23 protein-coding genes are annotated in these 23,223 nt (G+C 45.6%); 11 read left to right on the top strand and 12 right to left on the bottom strand.

The features are described 5' to 3' along the window. Positions 1–32: 32 nt before the first annotated feature. From GJB59_RS09455 to mbcS, 5 genes are all read left to right on the top strand, one after another. On the top strand, positions 33–1,295 hold the full coding sequence (locus GJB59_RS09455; RefSeq protein WP_142827015.1) for a mechanosensitive ion channel: 1,263 nt from the start codon (positions 33–35) through the stop codon (positions 1,293–1,295). A gap of 415 nt (positions 1,296–1,710) precedes the next feature. Then, on the top strand, positions 1,711–1,980 hold the full coding sequence (locus tag GJB59_RS09460) for a hypothetical protein (protein ID WP_142827016.1): 270 nt from the start codon (positions 1,711–1,713) through the stop codon (positions 1,978–1,980). 3 nt (positions 1,981–1,983) lie between these two features. Continuing rightward, positions 1,984–3,633, top strand: coding sequence for a solute symporter family protein (locus GJB59_RS09465; protein ID WP_142827017.1), 1,650 nt, complete (start codon positions 1,984–1,986; stop codon positions 3,631–3,633). 3 nt (positions 3,634–3,636) lie between these two features. Then, the gene (locus GJB59_RS09470; protein ID WP_142827018.1) at positions 3,637–4,203 is read left to right on the top strand and encodes a YIP1 family protein; all 567 of its coding nucleotides are present in this window, start codon (positions 3,637–3,639) and stop codon (positions 4,201–4,203) included. 24 nt (positions 4,204–4,227) lie between these two features. Further along, positions 4,228–5,805, top strand: coding sequence for an acyl-CoA synthetase MbcS (mbcS, locus tag GJB59_RS09475; RefSeq protein WP_142827019.1), 1,578 nt, complete (start codon positions 4,228–4,230; stop codon positions 5,803–5,805). Between the two features lie 47 nt (positions 5,806–5,852). On the opposite strand, the gene GJB59_RS09480 is transcribed toward mbcS, so the two are convergent. From GJB59_RS09480 to GJB59_RS09500, 5 genes are all read right to left on the bottom strand, one after another. Further along, entirely contained in the window at positions 5,853–6,488 is a 636-nt protein-coding gene (locus GJB59_RS09480) for a response regulator transcription factor (protein WP_142827020.1), read from the bottom strand. Continuing rightward, positions 6,463–7,509 (bottom strand): sensor histidine kinase, encoded by a 1,047-nt coding sequence (locus GJB59_RS09485; protein WP_142827021.1) that lies wholly within the window; start codon positions 7,507–7,509, stop codon positions 6,463–6,465. Before GJB59_RS09485 ends, GJB59_RS09480 begins: the two co-directional genes overlap by 26 nt. Then, positions 7,506–8,204 carry a cell wall-active antibiotics response protein LiaF gene (liaF, locus tag GJB59_RS09490; RefSeq protein WP_142827022.1) on the bottom strand — a complete coding sequence of 233 codons (699 nt, stop codon included), beginning with the start codon at positions 8,202–8,204 and terminating at the stop codon, positions 7,506–7,508. The genes GJB59_RS09485 and liaF overlap by 4 nt, the downstream gene beginning before the upstream one ends. A 63-nt stretch (positions 8,205–8,267) precedes the next feature. Beyond that, the gene (locus GJB59_RS09495; protein ID WP_142827023.1) at positions 8,268–8,906 is read right to left on the bottom strand and encodes a PspA/IM30 family protein; all 639 of its coding nucleotides are present in this window, start codon (positions 8,904–8,906) and stop codon (positions 8,268–8,270) included. Between the two features lie 13 nt (positions 8,907–8,919). Next, entirely contained in the window at positions 8,920–9,267 is a 348-nt protein-coding gene (locus GJB59_RS09500) for a lmo0954 family membrane protein (RefSeq protein ID WP_142827024.1), read from the bottom strand. 253 nt (positions 9,268–9,520) lie between these two features. On the opposite strand from GJB59_RS09500, the gene GJB59_RS09505 reads away from it, so the two are divergent. The 4 genes from GJB59_RS09505 to trhO all read left to right on the top strand — a co-directional run bounded on the left by GJB59_RS09505 (position 9,521) and on the right by trhO (position 13,438). Further along, positions 9,521–10,609, top strand: a complete 1,089-nt coding sequence (locus GJB59_RS09505; RefSeq protein ID WP_142827025.1) for a metallophosphoesterase — start codon at positions 9,521–9,523, stop codon at positions 10,607–10,609. A 13-nt stretch (positions 10,610–10,622) separates the two neighbouring features. Next, complete coding sequence (locus GJB59_RS09510) at positions 10,623–11,234, top strand: DedA family protein (RefSeq protein WP_142827026.1); 612 nt, start codon at positions 10,623–10,625, stop codon at positions 11,232–11,234. Between the two features lie 75 nt (positions 11,235–11,309). Continuing rightward, the gene (locus tag GJB59_RS09515) at positions 11,310–12,260 is read left to right on the top strand and encodes a 2-hydroxyacid dehydrogenase (protein ID WP_142827027.1); all 951 of its coding nucleotides are present in this window, start codon (positions 11,310–11,312) and stop codon (positions 12,258–12,260) included. Positions 12,261–12,475: 215 nt separating this feature from the next. Next, positions 12,476–13,438 (top strand): oxygen-dependent tRNA uridine(34) hydroxylase TrhO, encoded by a 963-nt coding sequence (trhO, locus tag GJB59_RS09520; RefSeq protein ID WP_142827028.1) that lies wholly within the window; start codon positions 12,476–12,478, stop codon positions 13,436–13,438. A gap of 57 nt (positions 13,439–13,495) precedes the next feature. Here trhO and GJB59_RS09525 read toward each other — a convergent pair whose 3' ends face one another. The 7 genes from GJB59_RS09525 to GJB59_RS09555 form a co-directional block, all read right to left on the bottom strand. Next, complete coding sequence (locus GJB59_RS09525) at positions 13,496–15,022, bottom strand: tripartite tricarboxylate transporter permease (RefSeq protein ID WP_142827029.1); 1,527 nt, start codon at positions 15,020–15,022, stop codon at positions 13,496–13,498. Positions 15,023–15,040: 18 nt separating this feature from the next. Then, the gene (locus GJB59_RS09530) at positions 15,041–15,490 is read right to left on the bottom strand and encodes a tripartite tricarboxylate transporter TctB family protein (protein ID WP_142827030.1); all 450 of its coding nucleotides are present in this window, start codon (positions 15,488–15,490) and stop codon (positions 15,041–15,043) included. A 50-nt stretch (positions 15,491–15,540) separates the two neighbouring features. Then, on the bottom strand, positions 15,541–16,560 hold the full coding sequence (locus GJB59_RS09535) for a Bug family tripartite tricarboxylate transporter substrate binding protein (protein WP_142827031.1): 1,020 nt from the start codon (positions 16,558–16,560) through the stop codon (positions 15,541–15,543). Between the two features lie 136 nt (positions 16,561–16,696). Then, positions 16,697–17,374 carry a response regulator gene (locus GJB59_RS09540; protein ID WP_425325248.1) on the bottom strand — a complete coding sequence of 226 codons (678 nt, stop codon included), beginning with the start codon at positions 17,372–17,374 and terminating at the stop codon, positions 16,697–16,699. Further along, positions 17,367–18,959, bottom strand: coding sequence for an ATP-binding protein (locus GJB59_RS09545; RefSeq protein WP_236015547.1), 1,593 nt, complete (start codon positions 18,957–18,959; stop codon positions 17,367–17,369). The genes GJB59_RS09540 and GJB59_RS09545 overlap by 8 nt, the downstream gene beginning before the upstream one ends. Before the next feature lie 105 nt (positions 18,960–19,064). Beyond that, positions 19,065–19,205, bottom strand: a complete 141-nt coding sequence (locus GJB59_RS09550; RefSeq protein WP_185960000.1) for a hypothetical protein — start codon at positions 19,203–19,205, stop codon at positions 19,065–19,067. Then, the gene (locus tag GJB59_RS09555; protein WP_142827034.1) at positions 19,198–20,058 is read right to left on the bottom strand and encodes a MerR family transcriptional regulator; all 861 of its coding nucleotides are present in this window, start codon (positions 20,056–20,058) and stop codon (positions 19,198–19,200) included. Before GJB59_RS09555 ends, GJB59_RS09550 begins: the two co-directional genes overlap by 8 nt. Before the next feature lie 463 nt (positions 20,059–20,521). Here GJB59_RS09555 and GJB59_RS09560 point away from each other — a divergent pair, with 463 nt between their 5' ends. Both GJB59_RS09560 and GJB59_RS09565 read left to right on the top strand, forming a co-directional pair. Further along, positions 20,522–22,003: an aldehyde dehydrogenase family protein gene (locus GJB59_RS09560; protein WP_142827035.1), complete on the top strand. Its 1,482-nt coding sequence runs from the start codon at positions 20,522–20,524 to the stop codon at positions 22,001–22,003. 21 nt (positions 22,004–22,024) lie between these two features. Next, complete coding sequence (locus GJB59_RS09565) at positions 22,025–23,191, top strand: saccharopine dehydrogenase family protein (protein WP_142827036.1); 1,167 nt, start codon at positions 22,025–22,027, stop codon at positions 23,189–23,191. Positions 23,192–23,223 lie beyond the last annotated feature (32 nt).

A 23,223-nucleotide genomic window follows, 5' to 3' on the forward strand; every position in this document is an offset into this window, starting at 1 on the left:
AAGATCTAAAAATTATAAAAGGGGTTGAGTATATGAACGATGTTGGAAATTCTTTCAGAGGAGCCGGCAATACGATTATCGATTACATTCCAAACGTTTTAGGAGCACTGTTGTTATTGCTTATTGCGTGGGTTGTAGCGACGATTGTACGGGCGATTTTCACGAAAGGATTAAAAAAAGCAGGCGTGGATAAAGCGATGGTCAGAGGCCATATGGCAAAAACAAAAGAAGATGCAGACAGCAAACTGGATTCTATAGGGAAAATTCTTTATTACCTGATCTTCATTTTGTTTATTCCAAGTGTTTTGCAGACGCTGAATATGAATAACGTGGCACAGCCGATTTCAAATATGATGGACAAGTTATTGGCATTCCTGCCAAATCTTTTCATGGCCATCATTATTATCGTGATTGGCTACTTTGTAGCGAAGTTCGTAAAAAATCTTGTGTTCAGCCTTTTGGCAGCCATAAATATCGATAAGTGGTTCAACAAAATTACCAGCAAAACTGGCGGTACATCAACTGGTACTGCAAGAATGGATGCCAGCGACAAGTCAACGCTTGCGAATGTTCTGGCTAACGTGGTCTTCGTCATCGTATTGATTCCGATATTGACCATTGCGTTGGAGACCTTAAACATTCAATCGATTTCTGAACCGATTGTCAATATGCTCAACCAAGTTCTGAACATGATCCCGAACATTTTTGTAGCGATCATTTTGATACTGGTAGGTGTACTCATCGCTAAATTTGTCGGAGATCTATTGATTAGCCTGTTGAACGGCACTGGCATCAACCGATTCTCGACATATCTGAATCCGGACAAATCCAAAACACCAAGCTTTGATATTGCAAGCATCATCGGCAAGGTAGTTCAAACAATCATCATTATCTTCTTTACAGTAGAAGCGATGAACGTTCTGCAGCTTGATGTATTAAATGGCATTGGTACTGCCATCATTGGTTATTTGCCGCTTCTTATCAGTTCACTGATCATTCTGGGCCTTGGACTCATCGGAGGCAGTTTGCTTGGAAATTACATCAAGCAGTCTTCCGGCAATCGTTTCCTTGGATCCATCGTGAAATACGCCATCATTATTATTGCCGTATTCATGACCTTGGACCAGCTGAACTTTGCAACAAACATTGTCAATCTGGCATTCCTTTTCATCATCGCCGGACTGGCAGTGGCGTTCGCCATTTCTTTTGGTATGGGCGGCCGCGAATTTGCGAAGCGCCAGCTTGAAAAGCTGGAAAAGAAAATGGAACAGGAAAACGATAAGCCGAATCTATAAGTTTATCCTCTGAACACCCCTTAGGCAGATGGCTGTCTAAGGGGTGTTTTGTGTTTAAAATAAGAGCGTACAATCATCTGATACCGTGAAAAAAGTGGGAATTTCTTTCAATTAATTTAAATGAAAAAAGATATAGCAAAATATAAAAACCTCTCAACCCATTTTCAAAAAATACATTTTTTATGCAGGTTTATTCTATTTATTTATAAAGATGATAAGAAAATATGGGTAAAATAAGAAGAATGTAATATTTTAAATAATTAAAAAATTCGGTTGACTTGTTTTTATGCAAGCGGTTACAATCAAGACAGTTATCAAATACATAATAAAAAAAGGGAGGAATTTTGGCGGAAACTGAGCGAACGCTCAGTTGGAGGGGGATAGCAATAGGAATCTAGTTGAAACGGGGGATTCGATGAAAGCGTACAAAAAAGAAGTGCAGTTTACAATTTGGATGACGGCAGCCTTTATCCTGGTGGGAAATGTAGGACTGATTTTCTCCATCTTTCCGGTGGATGGAATGTTGTTTGGTTTCCCGGTCATGTATATTGTGCCAATCCTGATGGGCTGGTTTGGGGTCTTCTTCTTGACCATTGTAGCTGGGAAAATCGGCAATCGGATTGATGATGAAATTGATAGTGAAAACGATGCGCTCGGAGTTTCCGACGAAGCAAAGGATGTGTAGGTAATGGAAGCACAAAACTGGCAATTATCCAATCCGATTCTTGGTTTAGCGGTCGTGGGAGCGACTTTTGTTCTGTTTTACATTGTTGGATTTCTGTCCAACCGAAAAAGCGCCTCAGCTAAAGACTTATACATAGGCGGCGGAAATGTTGGTGCATTTACCAATGGGCTTGCGATGGCTGCGACTTATATGAGTCTGGCGACATTCCTGGGTATTACGGCGCTGATTCTTCAGCTGCAAGTGCCATTCATTATGCTGTGGATCCAGTTGATTCTGGCGATCCCGCTGATTACCATCATTTACGGCACAAGCCTGCGCCGGATGGGAGCTTTTTCTCCTACCCATTTCATTCGTGACCGATACGGTGTGACAGCTTCAATTATAGCTGCTCTTTTCATGATTCTCGTATCCATCATGTATGCCTTGGGCCAGATGATCGGAATTGCCATTACATTCGAAACTTTATTGGGCATTCCATATTTAACCGGACTTTTTGTTTTCGGAATTATTATTGTCGGATATATCACAATCGGGGGCATGGCTGGAGCGACAAACAACGCAGCGATTCAAATGGTCATCATCGCTTTGATGTTCATACTGCCGCTTGGGGCTATCATGAAAGCGGTCGGAGCAACTGGCTGGTATTTCCCGCCATTATTCTATTCAGATATGGTTCCGGCCATGCTGGAGTCTTTGCCGACATTCTTTGACTACCAGTTCTCACCAAAATGGTATTTCTCCATTATACCGGCTTTGACAATCGGAGCTTTGGGGCTTCCGCATTTAGCGATGCGCGTCTACACCGCATCCAATCTGAAAAGTGCACGTTCAGCAATGGTCTGGTTCGCGTTCATTCTAGGATTGGTGTTCTCAGCGACCTATGCAATGGGCTTTGTTGGTGTTTATGCGACTGCTACTCAAGGATTGGTCATTTCAGATGGGGATGCAGATAAACTGACCATCATCCTGAATCTGGTCTATAACCCGGAATGGGTGACAGCACTTGTTATAGCCGGTGCAATTTCTGCTGGACTTTCAACACTAAGCGGTAATTTACTGGCGATTGGTGCCTTGATTTCACAGGATATCATCGCTACCTTGAAGCCGAATATTCCTCAGCGCCTAAGTTTACGGATTGGCTTTGTCGCCATTTTTGCAGGCGGATTGGTCAGTATCCTATTGGCGATTGAACCGCCTGCCTTCCTGGTTGTCAGCATCCTCTGGGCATTCGGATTAGCGGGGGTCACGAACGCACCGCTTATCATAGTAGGAGTATGGTGGAAAGAAGCCAATAAATTCGGAGCCATTGCTGCTTCTGTAGTCGGCGGTGCCATCTACATCATCGTATCGCCATTCGTTTTCCCGAGTATCGTCTTGACGGGGCACGGGGTAACGGACGGAATGGGCTTGTCAGGTGCCATGCTCGCCGTGCCGGTCAGCTTTATCCTGCTGATTGTCGTTTCCTACATCACCAATCGTATGCCTGGCCTTCAAAACAAACTGACCAAGCAATCGGATATTGAATTGATTGAACGCATCCACGGTTGGAAAGATATCAAATCATATCGCTATAACAGCACGATCGGCGCTGGAGTGACGGTAGTGGTTTCGGCTGCAGTCGCGATATGGGCTTTGATGCCTTGGGGGATGTAAAGAATGAAAGAAAGGGTGAGTAAAATGGTCGGGAAAATGGTTGCTTTGAATGATTCATCTTTTCGGTCATTTTTAGAATTGCCGAAAACCCAATGGATGAGCAACCTGCTGTTGTTCATCGTTGGCTTGGGCTATGGCGCGATTTCGATCGCGTCAAATGCCTCATACATAGCTAGTTTCGATTCATCATTGCTGCAAAACTTCATTGTTCCTGGAATTTTCATCATTTTCGGGCTGTTGATGGCTTTTATTACAAAAATTGGTTTGGCACTGCTGCTTTGGGCAGGTTCAAAAGGACTCGGCGGAAAAGGGAGGCTGCGTGACATCAATCGGGCGGTTCCGGTTGCACTGCTGCCAGGCTTGTTGGGCGCACCATACTTAGCGAATGCTGGAAACGGGCATCCGCTGGTTTACGCATTGCTGGCAGTCGGTCTTATCTGGATGTATCTGGTCTGTGCCAAAATTATCAAAACCACCCAAAACTTTTCTGCTGCTAAAGCTTATCTGGCGGCATTGGCAGCATTCGTTTTTCTGGCGAGCGTCTACTACTTAATCATCCCGCCAGCGTGAAGAAAATAGATTGGAGGCTATCATATGGAATTCAAGGATTTAATTGCCCCGGAGCAGTATAATATCACTTCGGAGTTGGAGAAATACAAAGAAGAAAGTGACCGATTGGCGATTCGTTGGTTGGACGGTGAAGGCAATAGGGAAGATCTTTCGTATAAAGAGCTGGTTGGTAAAATGAATCAATACGCACAGGCTTTGCTGAAGCTGGGCATTGAAAAAGGCGACCGGATGCTGATTATTCTTCCACGGATTCCAGAGGCCTATATCACGTATTTAGCTTGCCTGCGTGCTGGAATTGTCGCGATTCCCTGTTCAGAGATGCTTCGGAAAAAAGATTTGATTTATCGTATGCATCATTCAGGCGCAAAAGGGGTGGTGGCACATTACAAAACCACCGCAGAAACCAACTCGATCGATGAACAGCTGGATGCGCTGAACAATAAATTGATCGTTGGCGAAACAGAACAAGGCTGGCAATCTTTCGAAGAGCTGACAGAAAAAGAATCGCTGGATTTCGACGCCGTGCCGACGCATCGTGAAGATACCGCATTCTTGTCTTATACATCCGGCACTACCGGCAATCCGAAAGGCGTGGTGCACGTCCATGGCTGGGGCTATGCGCATGTGCGGACTGCTGCAACAAAATGGCTGGGCGTCCAAAGCGGCGACATGGTATGGGCCACTGCCGCTCCTGGTTGGCAAAAATGGATCTGGAGTCCATTCCTGTCGACGATTACACTTGGAGCAACGGCTTTTGTTTATAACGGGCCTTTTGATGCCTTAAAATACTTGGATTTATTGAAGAAAGAAGATATTAATGTCCTTTGCTGTACACCGACAGAATATCGCATCATGGCGAAAGTGGAGAACCTGAGTTCACACAAACTGCCGGCATTGAGATCTGCGGTATCTGCAGGGGAACCCCTGAACCGGCAAGTTATCGAGGCATTCCAGCAGGCATTCGGCATCAACGTCCGTGACGGCTATGGCCAGACGGAAAACACTTTGCTTGTCGGAACGCTCCAGGATATGGAAGTGAAGGCAGGATCAATGGGCAAACCAACGCCGGGCAATCCGGTGGATATCATCAATGATGAAGGAAAACCGACTGCTGTCGGAGAAGTTGGGGATATCGCCGTTCATCGTGATTGTCCAGCCCTGTTCCGGGAATATTACCGTGATTCTGAACGGACCAAAGCGGCGTTCCGGGGAGATTGGTATTTAACCGGGGACCAGGCCACGCGTGATGAAGACGGCTATTTCTGGTTTGAAGGGCGAAGTGATGACATCATCATCAGCTCAGGGTACACAATCGGGCCTTTTGAAGTCGAGGATGCGCTCATGAAACATGCGGCCATTCAGGAATGTGCAGTTGTGGCAGCTCCGGATGAGATTCGCGGCAATATTGTCAAAGCGTATGTTGTACTCCGTAATCCAGACGATTTCCCAGACAAAGAAGCATTAGTAAAACAGCTGCAGGATCACGTAAAGGAAATTACCGCACCTTATAAGTATCCGCGTGTCATCGAATTTTTGGATGAACTGCCGAAAACTGCGTCAGGAAAAATTCGGCGGGTTGAACTGCGAAAACTGAATGTCTAAGTAAAAAATGCCGGACAGCATATAAGCTGTCCGGCATTTTTGTGGCTCTATTTAGGTGGCGAGATGAGTCGATGCTGAAAAGCATAAATGACTGCCTGTGTCCGGTCATGGACCTCCAGTTTTGCCAGGATGTTGCTGACATGCGTCTTGACTGTTTTTAAGGCGATGAATAATTGATCGGCGATTTCCTGGTTGGTCAATCCGGCAGCCAGTAGCAAAAGGATTTCCATCTCCCGGTCGGTCAATTCATCGTGCAGGATGCGTTCATGGCGCATCTGCTTCATCATCTTAGTCATCACTTCGGGCTCAAGAACAGGCGTACCATCAATGGTTTGGCGAATAGAGTCGGCAATCCGTGAAGCTTTTGACGTTTTCAATATGTAACTGACGGCTCCCGCTTGAAGAGCCGGGTAGACTTTGTCATCATCCAGGAAGCTGGTGACAATCATGATTTTCGCTTGCGGCCATTGGTCGATAATGGCTTTTGTCGCTTCCGCTCCATTCATGACCGGCATCACCATATCCATTAAAATCAAATCAGGCCGCAGCTCTAACGCCATTTCAACGGCTTCCTGGCCATTTGCTGCTTCACCGGCAACTTCCATGTCCTTTTGGGACTGGAGATAGGCGGAAACGCCAATACGTACCATTTCATGGTCATCCACTAATAAGATTCGAATCATGGGTTTTCTTCCTTTCAATCGGGACTTTTACTTCCACAATCGTTCCTTCAGAAGGGACCGATACAATTTTGCTGGTCGCGCCAATTTCGATGGCACGCTCTTCAATATGCTTCAGGCCGTAGGAAGTCGATTTGGACTGTTCGCTTTCAAATCCGACACCGTTGTCCTGGATGCGCAAAATTGCAAAATTATCTCGTTCGACAAACAAAATATGGACTTCAGTCGCCTTGGAATGCCGCAGCGTATTGGATAAAGTTTCCTGTGCGATGCGGAACAGATGATCTTCAGCGCCTTTTTGCAAAGGGACTTCCTCCAATTTATGCTCGATCGTAAAATAGACTTTTTCCTTCAGTTCACTGACCAGCTCAAACAGTCCTTGACGCAGGCTCTTATCATGCAAAGCAGCTGGGCGCAAATGCAGCAGCAATGCCCGCATTTCCAGCTGTGCCTGCTGGACCATCTTCTCAGTCTGCAACAATCCCGGCTGGACGTCCTCATTTTCGGTCATCGAGGACAGCAGCATCGAAGCGGCAAAAAGCTGCTGGGAGACAGAATCGTGAAGTTCTCTGGCAAGCCGCTGCCGTTCCATGATCAGCCGTTCCTGAATGATTTGATCCTGCGTTTCAGCCCGTTCATTGGCAATGCGAGTCAAACTTTTGCGCTGCGATTCCAACAGTTTTTGAAGTTTTAGAATGGAATTGGACAAATTGTGCGGCAAGGTTTTCATTTGGGCAGCTTGGACAACCGTCTTGTCTTCGTTGCGCAGAAGGGCCTGAAAGATTTTTTCGATTTCCTGCACTTTAGAGCGCGACAGGGATTCGGTCCACCAGGAGATGCCGACGGACAGCGCAAGCATCAAAACAAGCAGCCAAATGCCCAAAGGCAATCCGGCAATAAAATCTTCCCATAGAACAGACCAGCTGTTGACTGCCGGCAAACCAAGCAGTGCAAAAAGAATGCTGAAGACGATCAATGCAAAAAGGGATATGAAAAACAGGCTGCGCGGGAGGATTTGCCTCATCTGCGAATCACCTCGACATCCCCCATCCAAGTGGTTATGGAAACGACCAATTCGACTCTGCTGCCTTCATCTGTCGGATAGCCATCTTCGACATGGATGGTGCCATTAAGAATGCGCTGGCTTTCTCCGTTGAAAAAACGGGCTTCTCCCAGCAATGTCGAATAATAGACGCGTACAGGAACTTCGTACGGCACTACGATTTGTACCTTTCCAAAACCCTGCCGGATGGAAATGAGCGAAGTCTTTTTAGGCAGCACGGTGTGAGTAGTATCCACCAGAATATCGCCGATAAACCCTTGCACATGAATGTCTCTCCACTCATAAGATTCGATTGGCGTACTTTGGGCAGCCATCACTTTGTTCTGTATCAAACCTTTATCGGGGGAACCGTACAAAGGCGCTGTCTGCAGCCACTCTTCACCTTTCCATAGGCGGAGCAGAAGGTAGATGGCCAGCCCAAAAACCATCAGTCTCAAACTCCACATTGACAAAATGGAAACGCCGATGAGAAAGGCACCCGTCCAAAAATAAGAACGGCGGTATTTGACGTTATTTCTCAGAGCATAGTAAATTGTTCCGATACCAAGAAGGATCAAAAACACGCTGCCGTTTCCGAAAAAGGCAGCTTCGACGAATATCAGTAATAAAGCGCTCAGCAGGAAAAACGCCTGTCTGTTTGTTGTAAAGTGCTGCATGGCTTTTGCCTCCTTCTTTGTATCAGAAAAAATGAGAAGAAGAAAACTTCTTCTCACTCCAGTTTAAACAATTTCCTTTTGGTTTGCGCTGTTTTTTTCTAAAGATTCCAGACGCCGTTCCATTGCTGAACGTTCGTGCCGTTCTTCAACTTTAGCGCCAAGTGTCGTAATGTAGGACGCCATGTCGTCAAACGAGCCGATGCGTTCGGCAACAAGTTCCGGGCTCAATACTTTATCCATCTGATGATGCGCGCGCGTTGCATTTTCCTTGCCCATCAGTTGAAGCTGCTTCACTTTCATGTCCTTCACTTTATGCTTCATTTCCTCGTAGCGGTGTTCCAGGCCGGTCAGTTCGGCAATGTTTTCATCCAAGTTGTTCTGCAGCACCGCAACACGAGCAGCATAAGCATCGACTTCCATCGCGGCAAAATCAGCAAGGTCGGCTTCGCCTGACGACTGTGCCAGGTCCAACTGATTTTGGCGCTTATCGAGCATAGCGGAAGCTTCAGCCAGTTCTTTCTCCAGCTTACCATTCAGCTGGGATTGGCGCTCCACCCATTTTCCGGTAGCGGTGGTCTGATTTTCTGCTTCTGAAATGTAGCGGTTCAAAAGGGCAAGTGGATTTTTTTCCTCTTTTTTTGCGACGACAGCATCCAAGTCGGTTGCGACGGCAAATTTGAAACGGTCCCATAAAGTTGTCATTGTTGTTTCCTCCTTATTTGTTTAGTTTGTTCCATTGCTGTTCAAAATTCGTAAATGGATCGCTTTCTTTTACGTCTGTGACCGAAACGCTTTGGCCATTCCATTGGCGATAGATCATCCACAAAGCGGCAAGGGCAGCGACGCCAATCAAAGCCGGCACATTGGAGATGGCTGCAAGTCCACCAAGGACTCCGACAAAAGCCCACCAAAATTTTGCCAATGTCGAGACGCTTCTTAAGTAGTAATGCACCCCTGCGTAGACGACTAGCAGGGATACCGCCAATCCAATGATGGGTCCCAGATTGGAAAGTGCGACGATTCCGGCAATGATGCCGAGGGTGATTAACCAAAACTTGTTCATGTTGTTTTCCTCCTCTCAATTTCTAACCTAATCATACTAAGCGTACGCATTTTTCAATACGGTCTCTGACTGCATCTTTTACTAGGACCTGAGGCGTAGAACCATCTACAGTCGTCCAATTGGGAACTAAGAGTTTTCAAGCGTTCTCTTGCGCAGGTTTCACAAGTAGAATGCTATAATATTTTTTACCACATTGAAAACAATGATCCCTTCATATATGGTCCATCTTAAAAGAAGAAAGAGGCGTTTTTCTATGAAATTATTTGCAGGCATCGGTGGTGCCTTACTGATTTATACAGTACTTATTGCGTATCTTGGCTGGACGGTATATTCCTGGCTGAATAGTTTTGCAGACGGTATCAATCCATGGCTGTTTACGGCTTTTTGGCTAATCATCGCCTATAGTTACATCATTGGACGAATCGGCCATAAATGGCTGGGCTTTACGATTCTTGGTTCGTACTGGTTTGCATTTTTGCAGTATGCGATTTTGCTGATTCCTGTGGCGAATATCGTTGTGCTGCTGGTGGATTTTCAAGATGATCTATTCCTGATCGGTTGTGCGACAGCAGCGATTTTACTGTTGTTGTTCCTAATTGGCACTTATTTGGCCTACAGCCCCGTTGTCCGTAATTTGGAAATTACTGTCGATGGGGAAGAGGCAGAATCATTGCATATGGTCATTGGCTCTGATTTTCACCTAGGTGTTTTATCGGGAAAAAAACATTTGAAGCGTTTCGTGGAAAAGGCCAATGCACTGCAGCCGGATGTTATTTTTTTAGCGGGGGATTTAGTGGACGATGATCCCATTTGGTATGCACGCTACGGTATGGGAGAAGTCATGGAACAGCTGAAGCCTCGTCTTGGTGTTTACGGTGTTTTAGGAAATCACGAATATTATGGGAAGAAAATTCCTTTATTGGTTCGATTAATGGAAAAATCGGGTGTAAATATCCTGAGAGATGAAACTATTCTAGTGGCAAATCGTTTCTATTTGACAGGGCGTGAAGACCGTACCAACGGCAAGCGGCATTCGCTTCTTAAGTTAAAGCCGGAAAAAGGCAAATTGCCCTGGATTGTGATGGATCATACGCCATCTGATTTGAAAATGCCGGTCGAACTGGGTGCGGATTTTCACATGTCTGGCCACACCCACAAAGGACAGATGTGGCCCAACCATTTGTTGACCAGAAGGATTTTTGAATTGGACTATGGCTATCGATTGATCAAGAAAACCCATTTCATCGTTTCTTCAGGATTTGGCTTTTGGGGACCGCCGCTGCGTATCGGCAGCCGTTCTGAATTGTGGTCGGTAACAATGAAATTCCGGCCGACTTCTTAAAAGGAGAGTTTACATGGAAGATTGGATTGTTTCAGTGATGTCGGAGTATGGCTATTTCGGCATATTCCTGCTTATTATGCTCGAGAATGTATTTCCGCCGATTCCATCAGAAGTCATTTTGACGGTTGGCGGCTTTATGACAACGACTACGACTATGACCATACCGGGAGTAATATTGGCATCAACGGCCGGATCAGTTTTTGGGGCGGTCATATTGTACGGCGTCGGCTTGCTGCTGGATGTCGAGCGATTGGAGAAAATCATCGACAAGTACGGGCGCTGGCTGCGTGTCAAAAAGGCGGATATACATAAAGCGGATGCCTGGTTTGATCGCTTTGGCGTTTGGACAGTATTTTTTGGCCGCTTGATCCCTTTGGTGCGCAGCCTGATTTCCATTCCTGCTGGGATGTCGAACATGAAGTTCTGGTTGTTCATCAGCTTTACCACGCTCGGCACACTGTTGTGGAATACCATATTGGTGTTTGTCGGGGAAGCGGTGGGCGAGAACAGAGGGCAGATCATGCATCAATTGGAGCTTTATTCCAACGTGGTCTATGCCTTGATTGTTTTATTGGCGATAGCTGCTGTCTGGTATTATGTCAAAAAAATAAGAGTGCGGAACTAACAGGAAACTGCTGGCAATTGCCGGCAGTTTTTTAAGTTGTTATAATTATGGAATAATAAAGGATGGAGGATTTTTATGAAGCCGATTGTATTTATCACACAAAAGCTGCCGGATCAGGCAGTAGCTGGACTGCAAGAACATTATGATGTCCGGATGTGGCCGGAAGAAGATACTCCCGCACCGCGTGAAAGATTGCTCGAGGAAGCAAAAGAAGCGCATGCGCTTTGGACCATGTTATCCGATCAGATAGACAGCGAAGTGTTTGACGCTGCACCCAACTTGAAGATTGTCACGAATCTTGCGGTGGGACATAACAATATCGATTTGGAGGCAGCCCGCAAACACGGCGTGACTGTTACCAATACGCCCGATGTGTTGACTGAATCCACGGCGGATCTGACCTTTGCTTTATTGTTGGCAACTGCCCGCCGAATCATTGAAGCGGAAAAAACCGTCCGCTCAGGAGAATGGAAATCCTGGACGCCAATGGGCATGGCCGGCCAAAATGTAGGAGGCGCTACACTCGGCATCATTGGCATGGGCCGAATCGGTGAAGCGGTGGCTCGCCGCGCCCAAGGTTTTGGGATGAACGTGCTTTACCACAACCGCACCCGAAGAAGCCTGGAAGACGTGCGCTATGCCGGATTCGAAGAATTATTGAAGATTTCGGATTATGTGGTGATCTTGACGCCGTTGACACCCGAAACCAAAGGAATGATCGGCGCGGACGAATTGGCGTTGATGAAAGACACCGCCTGTCTGATCAACGTCGCCAGAGGCGGCATCGTTGACGAAATCGCATTGTACGAAGCTTTGAAAGACAAAAAAATCTGGGGAGCCGGCTTGGATGTTTTTGAACAGGAACCGGTTCCGCTTGACCATCCGTTGCTGACGCTGCCGAATGTTACGGTATTGCCGCATATTGGCAGTGCAACGATCCAAACACGCTTGGAAATGATGGCACTGAATGCCGAAGCGATCCAAGCTTGTCTGGAGAACCGATCGGTAAAAAACAGAGTCTGCTGAATGGCGGAGAGCGGAGAAAAGGCGGCTGCGGGTGCAGCTGCCTTTTTGGTATATGGCAAAAGCCAGTGAATAATCTAGAAAATAGGTTTATCAGTAATCCTGCAGCTTTCCTTTTTGGCTGGAGTTGTAGTTTAGCGTTATTTATTGTAAAATGATTGAGGTTTTTGCTGCCTTTTCTGGTGCAGAAGCAAATTGAGAAATAGGAGGTATGATTCATGCAAAATCATACACACAACGTATTGCTTTACTACCTATATACACCGATTGAAGATCCAGAGGTTTTTGCGGCTGAACATTTGGCTGCATGCAAAGAGCTTGAACTTAAAGGCCGGATCCTTGTTTCCGAAGAAGGGATCAATGGAACGTGTTCTGGAACCATCGAACAGACAGAAGCTTATATGGAACTGTTGAAAAACGACCCGCGCTTCTCGGACATCGTTTTCAAAATCGATGCCGCTGAAAGCCATGCATTCAAAAAAATGCACGTCCGTGCGAAAAAAGAAATCGTTCACCTTGGGCTGGAAGAAGACATCAACCCGAACGAACTGACAGGCACTTATTTAGAGCCGGTAGAATTTTACAAACAAATGCAGGAACAGGATACTATTGTCTTGGATGCAAGAAATGATTACGAATACGATCTTGGCCATTTCCGCAACTCGGTCCGTCCAGATATCGAAAATTTCCGCGACTTGCCGGAATGGATCCGTGACAATAAAGAACAATTTGAAGGCAAGAAAATTTTGACGTATTGCACAGGCGGCATCCGCTGTGAAAAATTCTCGGGCTGGCTGAAAAAAGAAGGCTTCGAGGACGTTGCTCAATTACACGGCGGCATTGTCACTTACGGCAAAGATCCTGAAGTGAAAGGCGACCTATGGGACGGACAATTGTACGTCTTTGATGAGCGCATCGCTGTGCCGGTAAACCAGCTGGAACACACAATTGTCGGCAAAGACCACTTTACAGGCGAGCCTTGCGAACGCTACGTAAACTGCGCAAATCCGGATTGCAACGCGAAAATTTTGGCTTCTGAAGAAAACGAGCACAAATACATGCGTTCATGTTCAGACGAGTGCCGCGAGCACCCGCGCAACCGCTATGCTTTTGAGCATGGCTTGACTGGGGAACAAGTGCAGGAACGTTTGGATGCGTTGAAAGAAACGACAACAATCTAATACAAAAACGCCTCCATATATTTGGAGGCGTTTTTGTATTGCATAAGATATAGTCCCTCAATCTTCTTCGTTCAAAACAATAGTGCGGCCTTTAAATTTTAGAAGCAAAGGAATCAGCAACCAAGCGGCAGCAGCGATAAGCAGGATCAAAGACAATGGTTTAGTGAAAAAAATCATGAAATCGCCATTTGAAATAGTTAAAGCTCTGCGCAGGTTGTTTTCAATCATTGGCCCTAACACTAGAGCCAAAACGAGTGGTGCAACAGGAAAGTCGTTTTTAACCAATAAATAACCTAGAATTCCGCAAGCAAGTAACAGGAAAAGGTCAAATGTTGTGTACTGGACTGCATATACCCCAAAGAAAGAAATTGCGATAATGATTGGCAATAAATATTTTTTTGGCGTTTCGATGATTTTGGCGAATACTTTAACCAGTGGCATATTCAAAATCAATAGCATCAAGTTGCCGACAAACATGCTGGCGATGAGTCCCCATGCCACTTCAGGATGATCATCAAATAATAATGGGCCAGGCTGGATATTGTACATGATGAGTGCTCCCATTAAGATAGCGGTAGTTCCAGATCCAGGAATGCCTAATGTTAAGAGTGGAATCATAGCGCCGCCTGATGCAGCATTATTGGCTGATTCAGGACCTGCGACACCTGCAATTGCACCTGTGCCGAATTTCTCAGGAGTTTTGCTGAATTTTTTCTCGGCAATGTAGGAGAAGAAAGAGGCAAGAGTTGCTCCTGCACCTGGCAGCACGCCGATAAAGAACCCTAAAAGAGATCCCCGCATGATCGGTTTTGCGCTGTCTTTCAGATCTTGTTTAGTAGGAAGGATCCTGCCGATTTTAGCGATCGTACCATCTTCGTGTTCACGTTCTAGAATGGTCTTAAATACCTCGCCCAGTGCAAACAATCCGACTGCGATTGTCAGAAACTCTAGGCCGGAATATAGGATCGGCAAATCGTAAGTGAATCGTGCAATACCTGAAACAGCATCGATGCCGATTGTTCCAAGCATCAATCCGAACACGGTCATCATCAATGCCTTGGTCATGGATTTTCCGGCCAATCCGCTTACTGCAGCGAGCCCGAGCAACATGAGCGAGAAATATTCAGCAGGACCGAACTGGAGGGCTATATTGGATAGAGGTTCTGCCAATAGTACAAGGCCAATCAAAGATACAATACCCGCTGCAAATGAACCGATTGCCGCAATCGATAAAGCGGCTCCTGCGCGGCCTTGACGCGCCATCTGGTATCCGTCAAGCGTTGTGACAACGGAGGAAGATTCTCCCGGCGTATTCAGAAGAATAGATGTAGTTGAGCCGCCATACATGGCTCCATAATAGACTCCAGCCAAAAGGATGATGGAACTTGCCGCTGCCGCTTCTGTCGGCATGCCGGACGTGATTGTTGCAGTCACTGGAATAAGAAGAGCTACGCCGCTCATCGGTCCAATACCCGGCAATACGCCGACTGCTGTTCCAATGAGAACCCCTACAAAGGCAAAGAGAATGTTTTGCCACTGGAATGCGATGCTGAATCCATCCATTAAAAATTGTAATGTACTCATTGCCATCCGCCTTTCGTTTTAAAATCCAGGGAACCCCGGGAGTGACCCGCCGAGAAATTCGGCGAAAAGATAATAGACACCGAATGAAAATGCGCCGGCAATGACAAGTGTCTGAAGCCATTTGCCGCTTTCCATCGTTTGAAATGCTATGACCAGAAATAAGAATGTTGTAATGACGTAGCCCAGCGGCTCTAAGAGAGCAGCATATAGAGCAGCACTAAAGAAAATGATGAAAAACTTTTTGTACTTAATAGACTCCTCATTTTTAGTAACTGCTTCATAGCGGAAAGTTTCATACAGCAAACGAGCACTTAAAAGAATCAATATACTTCCTAACCCGATCGGAAAGATATCTGGCCCGACTTCTGAACCGTAGGAACTCTCGGATATTCGCTGGCTTTCTATGACAAATAGAAGGCCAATCAGTAAAAAAATAATGCCAGCAAATCGATCGAATGTTTTACTCATGGTCTTTCGCTCCTTTTAAATTAGAAAACGGCCGAAGCCGTTTTTTCTAATTATTTTTGCATATCAAGTGCAGTCAACAATTCAACAATCAGTTCTTCTTGATTTTGTAAGTATTTTTCAAAATCCTCACCGTTTTTGTATTCACTTTGCCAGCCGTTCTGCTCAAGCTCTTGCTGCCATTCTTCGCTTGCAGACATTTCTTCCAGTTTTTCTGACCAGTACTTGTATGCACTATCTGTCATGTTCTTAGGACCGAAAATGCCGCGCCAGATTGTGAATTCAGTGTCAATGCCTTCTTCTTTGAATGTCGGGATTTCACTAAGCTCGCCTTCCAAGCGTTCAGGAGCGCTTACTGCCAGTACTCGGACATCACCGGACTTCATATATTCCCCAATCGTAGATGCATCTGTGGCAATGACATCCGCATTGTCTCCAAGCAATGCAGCAACGGCTTCGCCACCGCCATCATAAGAAACGTATTTCACTGATTTTGGATCGATCCCATATTCAAATGCTGGTAAAATACCAACCAAATGATCCATTGAACCCGGAGCAGAACCTCCGGCGAATGTAACCGCTGTAGGATCTGCCTTTACAGCGTCGAGTACATCAGTCAATGTCTGAAACTCAGAGTCCGCGCGAACAACAATCGCACCGTAATCGCGTGTCAATTGGGCAAGTGGGGTTGTATCCTTGTAACCGTATGGACTATTTCCTTCAGCTTTGCTGTTATTGATGAGAATCGGTGGAGATTTCACCATGAGCATGTAGTCATTATCGACTTCTTTCGTTGCATATTCTGCCATGTAGACAGCTCCGCCACCGCCTGGTTTATTTTCGACCATGATCGGCTCTTCAATCAAGCCTGAGTTATTCATCGTTTTTGCAATAGAGCGCGCAGTCAAATCCCAGCCTCCGCCAGCTCCAGAAGGTGCCACGATTGTTAATCCGCGTTCAGGATAATCAGGCGAACCATTGGTACTGGCTTGAGAATTTTCTTCAGAAGAACAAGCAGCAAGGCCGACCGCTAAAATACTGGCAAGAGAAACGGAAATCATTTTTTTCAACATATAATTCATCCCCTTTTATAATAGTAAAAAGACAGCGCTTTCAGCGCTGTCTTAAACTTATCAGAATATATGCCCAATTCGATGTTTCTAGTCATAAGGTGGATACTGTACATATTGATAATACTGTTCATAAAGTTCACGGGGCAGGGAAGTACCGTCTTTCGGGTCTTCCAATCGTGCCATAAAGCAATTCAGCCTTGGCTGTCTGGCCGGCTGTCAAGTGTTCGAGATAGCGGCGGGCGGTTGAACGGCTCATGCCGCAAGCAGCCCCCATTTCTTCGGCCGTTATCCCGGTTGATGAATCATTCAACTTTTCTTTTATTTTAATCATGGTACTCGGATCGATTCCTTTTGGTGTAACAACTTGTTCCATATAAGGTTCATGATTTTTATTCCACAATTGCTCTATGGATTGCTCATTCAAAGAATCTGATTTTTCAAGAGATGCTCTTTTGGACTGATAGTCAAGAAGGCTTTTCTGAAAACGGTCGAAAGTGAGAGGCTTGAGCATATAATCGGAAACTCCGGCTCTAAAAGCTTTTTTGACAATGGCCGTTTCGGAGGCAGCTGTAATAAAGATGATATCGGATTCAGGGCTTTCCAGTTTTATATACGGCAAAAGGTCAGTACCTTTCATATCCGGCAGGAATACATCCAGTAAAATCAGCTGCGGTTTTAATACCTGTATCCAATCTTTCGCTTCATCGCCATTATGTGCAGCACCTACTACTTGAAACCCTGGGATTCTCTCAATAAATCGCTTGTGTATATCTGCAATTCGCTTATCATCTTCAATAATTAGAATTTCAATCATATTCATTTCCTCCAGTCGGTATGGAAATAATAAACAGAGCACCGCCAAAATCGCCGTTTTCCATGGTTATTTCTCCTTGTAAATCGTGAACATTTTCTTGAACTTTTACTAACCCATACCCGCGGTCATCGCCGTTTTTTGTGGAGATCCGTTCTTTAAAAAGAGTGGGCAGAATGGAAGGATCCAGTCCTTTTCCGGTATCTTCGACTTCAATTAAAATTTCATGGCCATTATCGACAAAAAGAAGTCTGACCAACCGTTCATGTTCAGGCAGGTATTCAACGGCCTCGAAGGCATTTGTTACAAGATTGCCAAGAATCGATACAAATAAACTTTTTTCAAGATAGGATGGAAGCTTTTCCAAGTAGCTGTCCTCATCGAGAAGAAACTTCACTTTCAATTCCCGCGCCCTGTTAAAAAGGCCTATGACAATTCCGCCAAGCAACGGATCCTGCAGCCGATTTGCGATCAACTGAACAAGCGACTGCTGTTCTTTTGTTTCGTCATGAATGAGTTCCATCGCTTCATCGAGTGAATTCAATTGAATCAGTCCGGAAATAGTATAGAGGAAATTATGATGTTCATGAGTCTGCGAACGCAGTAAGTCGGCATATTGCCTAATTTGTGTCAGCTCATTGCGCAAACCATCCAAGTCTGACTGCAATCGGAAACTGGAAACCGCTCCAGCAATTTCATTGTCAATAACAATGGGGATGCGGTTGACTATTGTTTTCTTGCCGCGGATTGTCATGGGACGATCGAATTGCTGTTCACCTGTCAACAGGACTTGAGGGAGCAAGGTATTGGGCAGAACTTCGTCAATCAACTTTCCAATCAGGCTTTTTTCTTTCGGCAAAGACAGAACTTCATAGGCGGACGCATTAGCCATTGTGATTTCACCACTTTTGTTGACCATTATGATGCCTTCTCTTACAGATTCGATCAGTGTATTTCTTTCTATGAATAAACTTGCGATTTCTGCAGGTTCTAAACCAAATAATGTCTTTTTAATGCTTTTGGATAGAATCATTGAAGCGATTCCGCCAATAGCAATTGCAATTAACACAATAACTATAATAGAGTCTGCATACTGCAAAAAAATAGAAGTCATGTCTGTTTTCAAAAAGCCAACTGAAATAACACCGATTATATTATTTTGCTCATCAACTATAGGTGCTTTTCCTCGCAGAGCGGGACCCAAGGAACCGACTGCTTCTGAAATATAAGATTCGCCTTTCAAAATAGCACGTTCGTTATCGTCGCCGACCATTTTCTGGCCGATGCGATCTTCTAGGGGATGAGTGTAACGGATTCCTTCAGCGTTGCCGATAACAACATATTCAGCGCCTGTCTGATTTTGTACTTCATCAGCGATTGGTTGAAGTGAAGCATGAGGATCATCAACAGCAAAACCCTGCACTATATCTGGACGATCGGCAGTGGTGACAGCAATATTCAAAGCGCGTTTTCCCATTTGTTCTTCAATGGCTTCTGAAATCGTAAAATAAAACGACAACCCAGCCGAAATCATAATGAAGGCTACGAATAGGGCTCCATATAAAAAAATCCTTCGCTGCAAAGACATCTTGATATCACCCATTTCCAGTTCGTTGTCATAGTTAATGGGCTAATTATATAGTCATTGATATGAAAACTCCATGTTTTTAAGAAAAGAAAAAACGCAAAAGATTTACTTTTGCGTCAGTTCGTCTTGTTGTTCTTCGCAGTCAAAACAGACCAGTTCTCCATCAACATAAACTCCGTCGAGAAATCCATCACGGCAATAGACGTCTTTTCCGCAATTGCTGCACGGACCGATGAGTTCACGCATCCTTTAACCCTTCTGCGTAGACATGCATTGCCTCTTTCAAGTATTTAGCCAAGCCCTGGCCGTGCTGATCGATATTGTCAGCAAAACGGCTGTCTGAAGCATATAAGTCACCGAGGCCACGGAACATCTTCGGTGAACAGTCGTAGAATCGATTCAACAGGGTGTAGTAAGCTTTCATTTCTTGTTGGACGGCATGCGTTTCTGGTGGAAGATGCATCAGCCTGGCGACTGTATTATAAATACGGTCGCCTTCACGGTTGATTTCTTCTAAATCTTCTTCTTCTTTTTCAGGTTTGACCGGCTCGCTAACTGCTGGAGCCGGTTCTTCGGATACAGCAGTTTCTACCGGAGCGACGGCGACAGCAACAGCAACAGCTGAATCGTCGCCGAAGATGTGTGCAGCCTGGGAAACTTCCGTCTGTTCAAGTATAGGTGTACTGATGCCGGTTTTTTGGTATCTTGCAATCAGATCTTCAGCCTTGCTGCTGGTGAACGCGGAAAAACGTTCCGCATCTGTCACGCTTTGCAACCCTTGAAGTTCCAGCTGCGTGCGTTCTGCATTCTGGATCAGGTTTTCGATGCGCTGTTTTTTCTGTTCCAACAATTCGATGTGCTGAGACAATGCATACTCTCGATCAAAACCGTCAGCCACAAGTTCCTGTATTTTTTTTAACGAAAAGTCCAATTCTTTCAGGAATAAAATCTGCTGGAGCAATTTTAAATCTTCCCCATTGTAATAGCGGTAGCGGTTAGTTCCAATATTTGATGGTTTCAATAAACCAATGCTGTCGTAGTGATGGAGAGTCCGTACACTGACGCCTGCTATTTTTGCTACTTCTTGTACTTTGTACAATCTAATCACCTCTCTCTTTAAAATACACTATAACGCACCGTCAGTGTCAATAGTTTATGGAAAAAGACGCTAAAATGTATTGTTTTTGTCTCATAACAGTAAAAATAAGTGGTTCTATAACCACTTCGGGTTCTTCAAAGTGAATGGATGCAGTTCTGCTTAATTTTCAATCTTTACAGGTAGAAATTAGGAGTCATCATTTTAAAACCGCCATCCCTGAACGCGCAATCTAAGAAATGGAGTGGATTGAAAGGAAGTCTTTGTTTTCCACCTGCATTTATAAATGATAAGAAGCAAGTTGGCAGACAAAAATCACTAGCTCAACTGACATAAATGGCATGAGATTATTAACTGGTAAATAAAAACAGATAGTTCAGAAATCTTCAAAGACTTTCCGGACCATCTATGGAATAATGGTAATAAAAGCGCTATCAAAATTTGGTGGAAGAAAGGGGCAAAAACCATGAAACTGACCAATTTTGTGAATGGGCAATGGCAGCAAGCCGAACAAGTGGAATTCAAATCTGTCTTGAATCCAGCAAATGGAGAAGAGCTGGCGCAGGTACAGATGTCAACCGCAGGAGATGTTGATCTGGCGGTAAAAGCGGCACGCGCAGCACAAAAAATATGGGCGAAAGTACCGGCACCTAGGCGTGCGGATTATTTATATGAAATTGGGCGCCTGATGAAAGAACGAAAAGAGCAACTTGCTCAAGTGCTGACGAAAGAAATGGGGAAAGTCATTGAAGAGGGGCGCGGCGAGGTTCAGGAAGGTATAGACATGGCTTACTATATGGCGGGTGAGGGAAGGCGTTTGTTCGGTGAAACGACGCCATCGGAACTGGCCGACAAGTTTGCGATGAGCATCCGCTCTCCCATCGGTGTGGTGGGGCTTATCACCCCTTGGAACTTCCCCGTCGCTATAGCGACTTGGAAATCGTTTCCGGCAATAGTGGCAGGAAACACCTTTATTTGGAAACCCGCCACCGAAACGCCGATGATGGCCTATGAAATGGCAAAGATATTCAAAGAAGTCGGCCTTCCAGATGGAGTCGCCAATGTCGTCTTCGGTGCGGGTGCTGAAGTGGGTACTGCCTTGATTGAGCATCCGGATGTCCGTGTTATTTCATTTACCGGCTCAACAGAAACCGGCCGTAAAGTGGCTGAGGCGGGTGGACGAAACTTGAAAAAAGTGTCGCTCGAAATGGGCGGCAAAAATGCGGTGATTGTCATGGATGATGCTGATTTGGATTTGGCAGTTGAAGGGATTCTCTGGAGTGCCTTTGGAACCGCTGGACAGCGCTGTACAGCCTGCAGCCGTGTTATTGCACATGCAGATATCAAAGTGGAACTGCAAAAACGTCTGCTCATGAAAATGGAAGCGTTGACGATTGGAGATGGAATGGATGAATCGGTCAAAGTAGGACCGGTCATCAACCGCAAAGCCCTTGAAAAAATTCATTCGTATATCGCAATCGGTAAAAAAGAAGGAGCAACACTGCTGGTTGGCGGCGAAATTTTGACAGGCGGCATTTACGACCAAGGAAACTATTACGCTCCGACATTGTTTACGGATGTGGCGCCAGACATGCGCATCGCCCAGGAAGAAATTTTTGGACCGGTCGTGTCCATTATCGAAGTAGCAAATTTTGAAAGAGCGATAGAAGTAAATAATGGCGTGATGTACGGTTTGTCCAGTTCAATTTATACAGCTGACGTCAATCGGGCATTTAAAGCGCAGCGCGATTTGGATACCGGAATCGTCTATATAAATGCAGGGACGACAGGGGCCGAAATTCATCTTCCCTTCGGCGGAACAAAAGGCACGGGCAACGGCCATCGCGATTCAGGTGTTGCGGCACTGGATGTCTTTACTGAATGGAAGAGTGTTTATGTCGACTACAGTGGGAAATTGCAGCGTGCCCAGATCGATAATGAAACTTAATGGCGAAAGGGGATGTGGAAGATGAAAATCGTCGTATTAGGTGCTGGTTTGATGGGAAAACAGGCGGCACGCGACCTGGTTGCAGATGATGCTGTTGAACAGGTCTTTTTAGCGGACCGTAATATCATTCCGACCCAGCTTTTCAAGGAGCAGCTCGGCAGCAGCAAGCTGGAAGTGCTGGAGTTGGATGCCAGCGATGATCAGGCATTGGCAGCAGCTATTTCGAAAGGGGACATTGTCATCAATGCCCTGTTCTATACTTTCAATGAAAAAGTGGCCGCCATTGCGCTCGAGTGCGGCGTCCATGCATTGGATTTGGGCGGACATATCGGAGGTGCGACAGAAGCGGTGCTTGACATGCATGAACAAGCGCAGCAAAAAGGCGTCACATTGATTCCTGACTTGGGCGTAGCGCCAGGGATGATTAATATCCTTACAGGATACGGCGCCAGCAAGCTCGATCAAGTATCTGACATTAGGTTATTTGTCGGCGGCATTCCTGTCCACCCTGAACCTCCGCTGGAATATAATCATGTTTTTTCACTGGAAGGCGTTTTTGATCATTACACCGACAAATCACATGTGATTCGCGGCGGCAGGCTGCTGGAGGTTGAATCTTTATCCGAAATCGAGCATGTGGAATTCGAAGATTTCGGTGAACTGGAAGCTTTCCATACTTCAGGCGGGACATCGACTTTGACAGATACTTTCAGCGATGTGAATTCATTGGAGTACAAAACCTTACGCTATAAAGGCCACGCTGAAAAGTTCAGGCTGTTGGTGGACCTGGGCTTTACAGACCGGACAAAAAAGGTGGAAGTGGACGGACATGAAGTCAAGCTCCGCTCAGTGTTAAAAGCGGTGCTTGAACCGATAACGGAACTGGGTGACAAGCAGGATGCCATCGTTTTGCGGGTGTTTGTAACGGGTGTGAAAGCAGGAGAAGAAATCAGTTATGAATACAATATGGTGACCGTGAAAGATCCTGCCACAGGTGTCACAGCAATGGCGCAGGCGACCGCTTACACCATTTCTGTTGTGGCGCAGATGATTGGCAAGGGAACGATCGACAAGCGGGGCGCCTATCCTCCAGAAATGATCGTGCCCGGGGAGGAATATATAGCAGAGATGGCAAGACGCGGGGTCGATATTAAAGAAACGATCCACCGTTCTGCTTTGCAAAACTAGAGCATTGTCTCTAAAAAGTAAAAAAAGGATGG

Origin of the sequence: Planococcus soli, assembly GCF_016881065.1 — a bacterium.
GTDB lineage: Bacteria > Bacillota > Bacilli > Bacillales_A > Planococcaceae > Planococcus > Planococcus soli.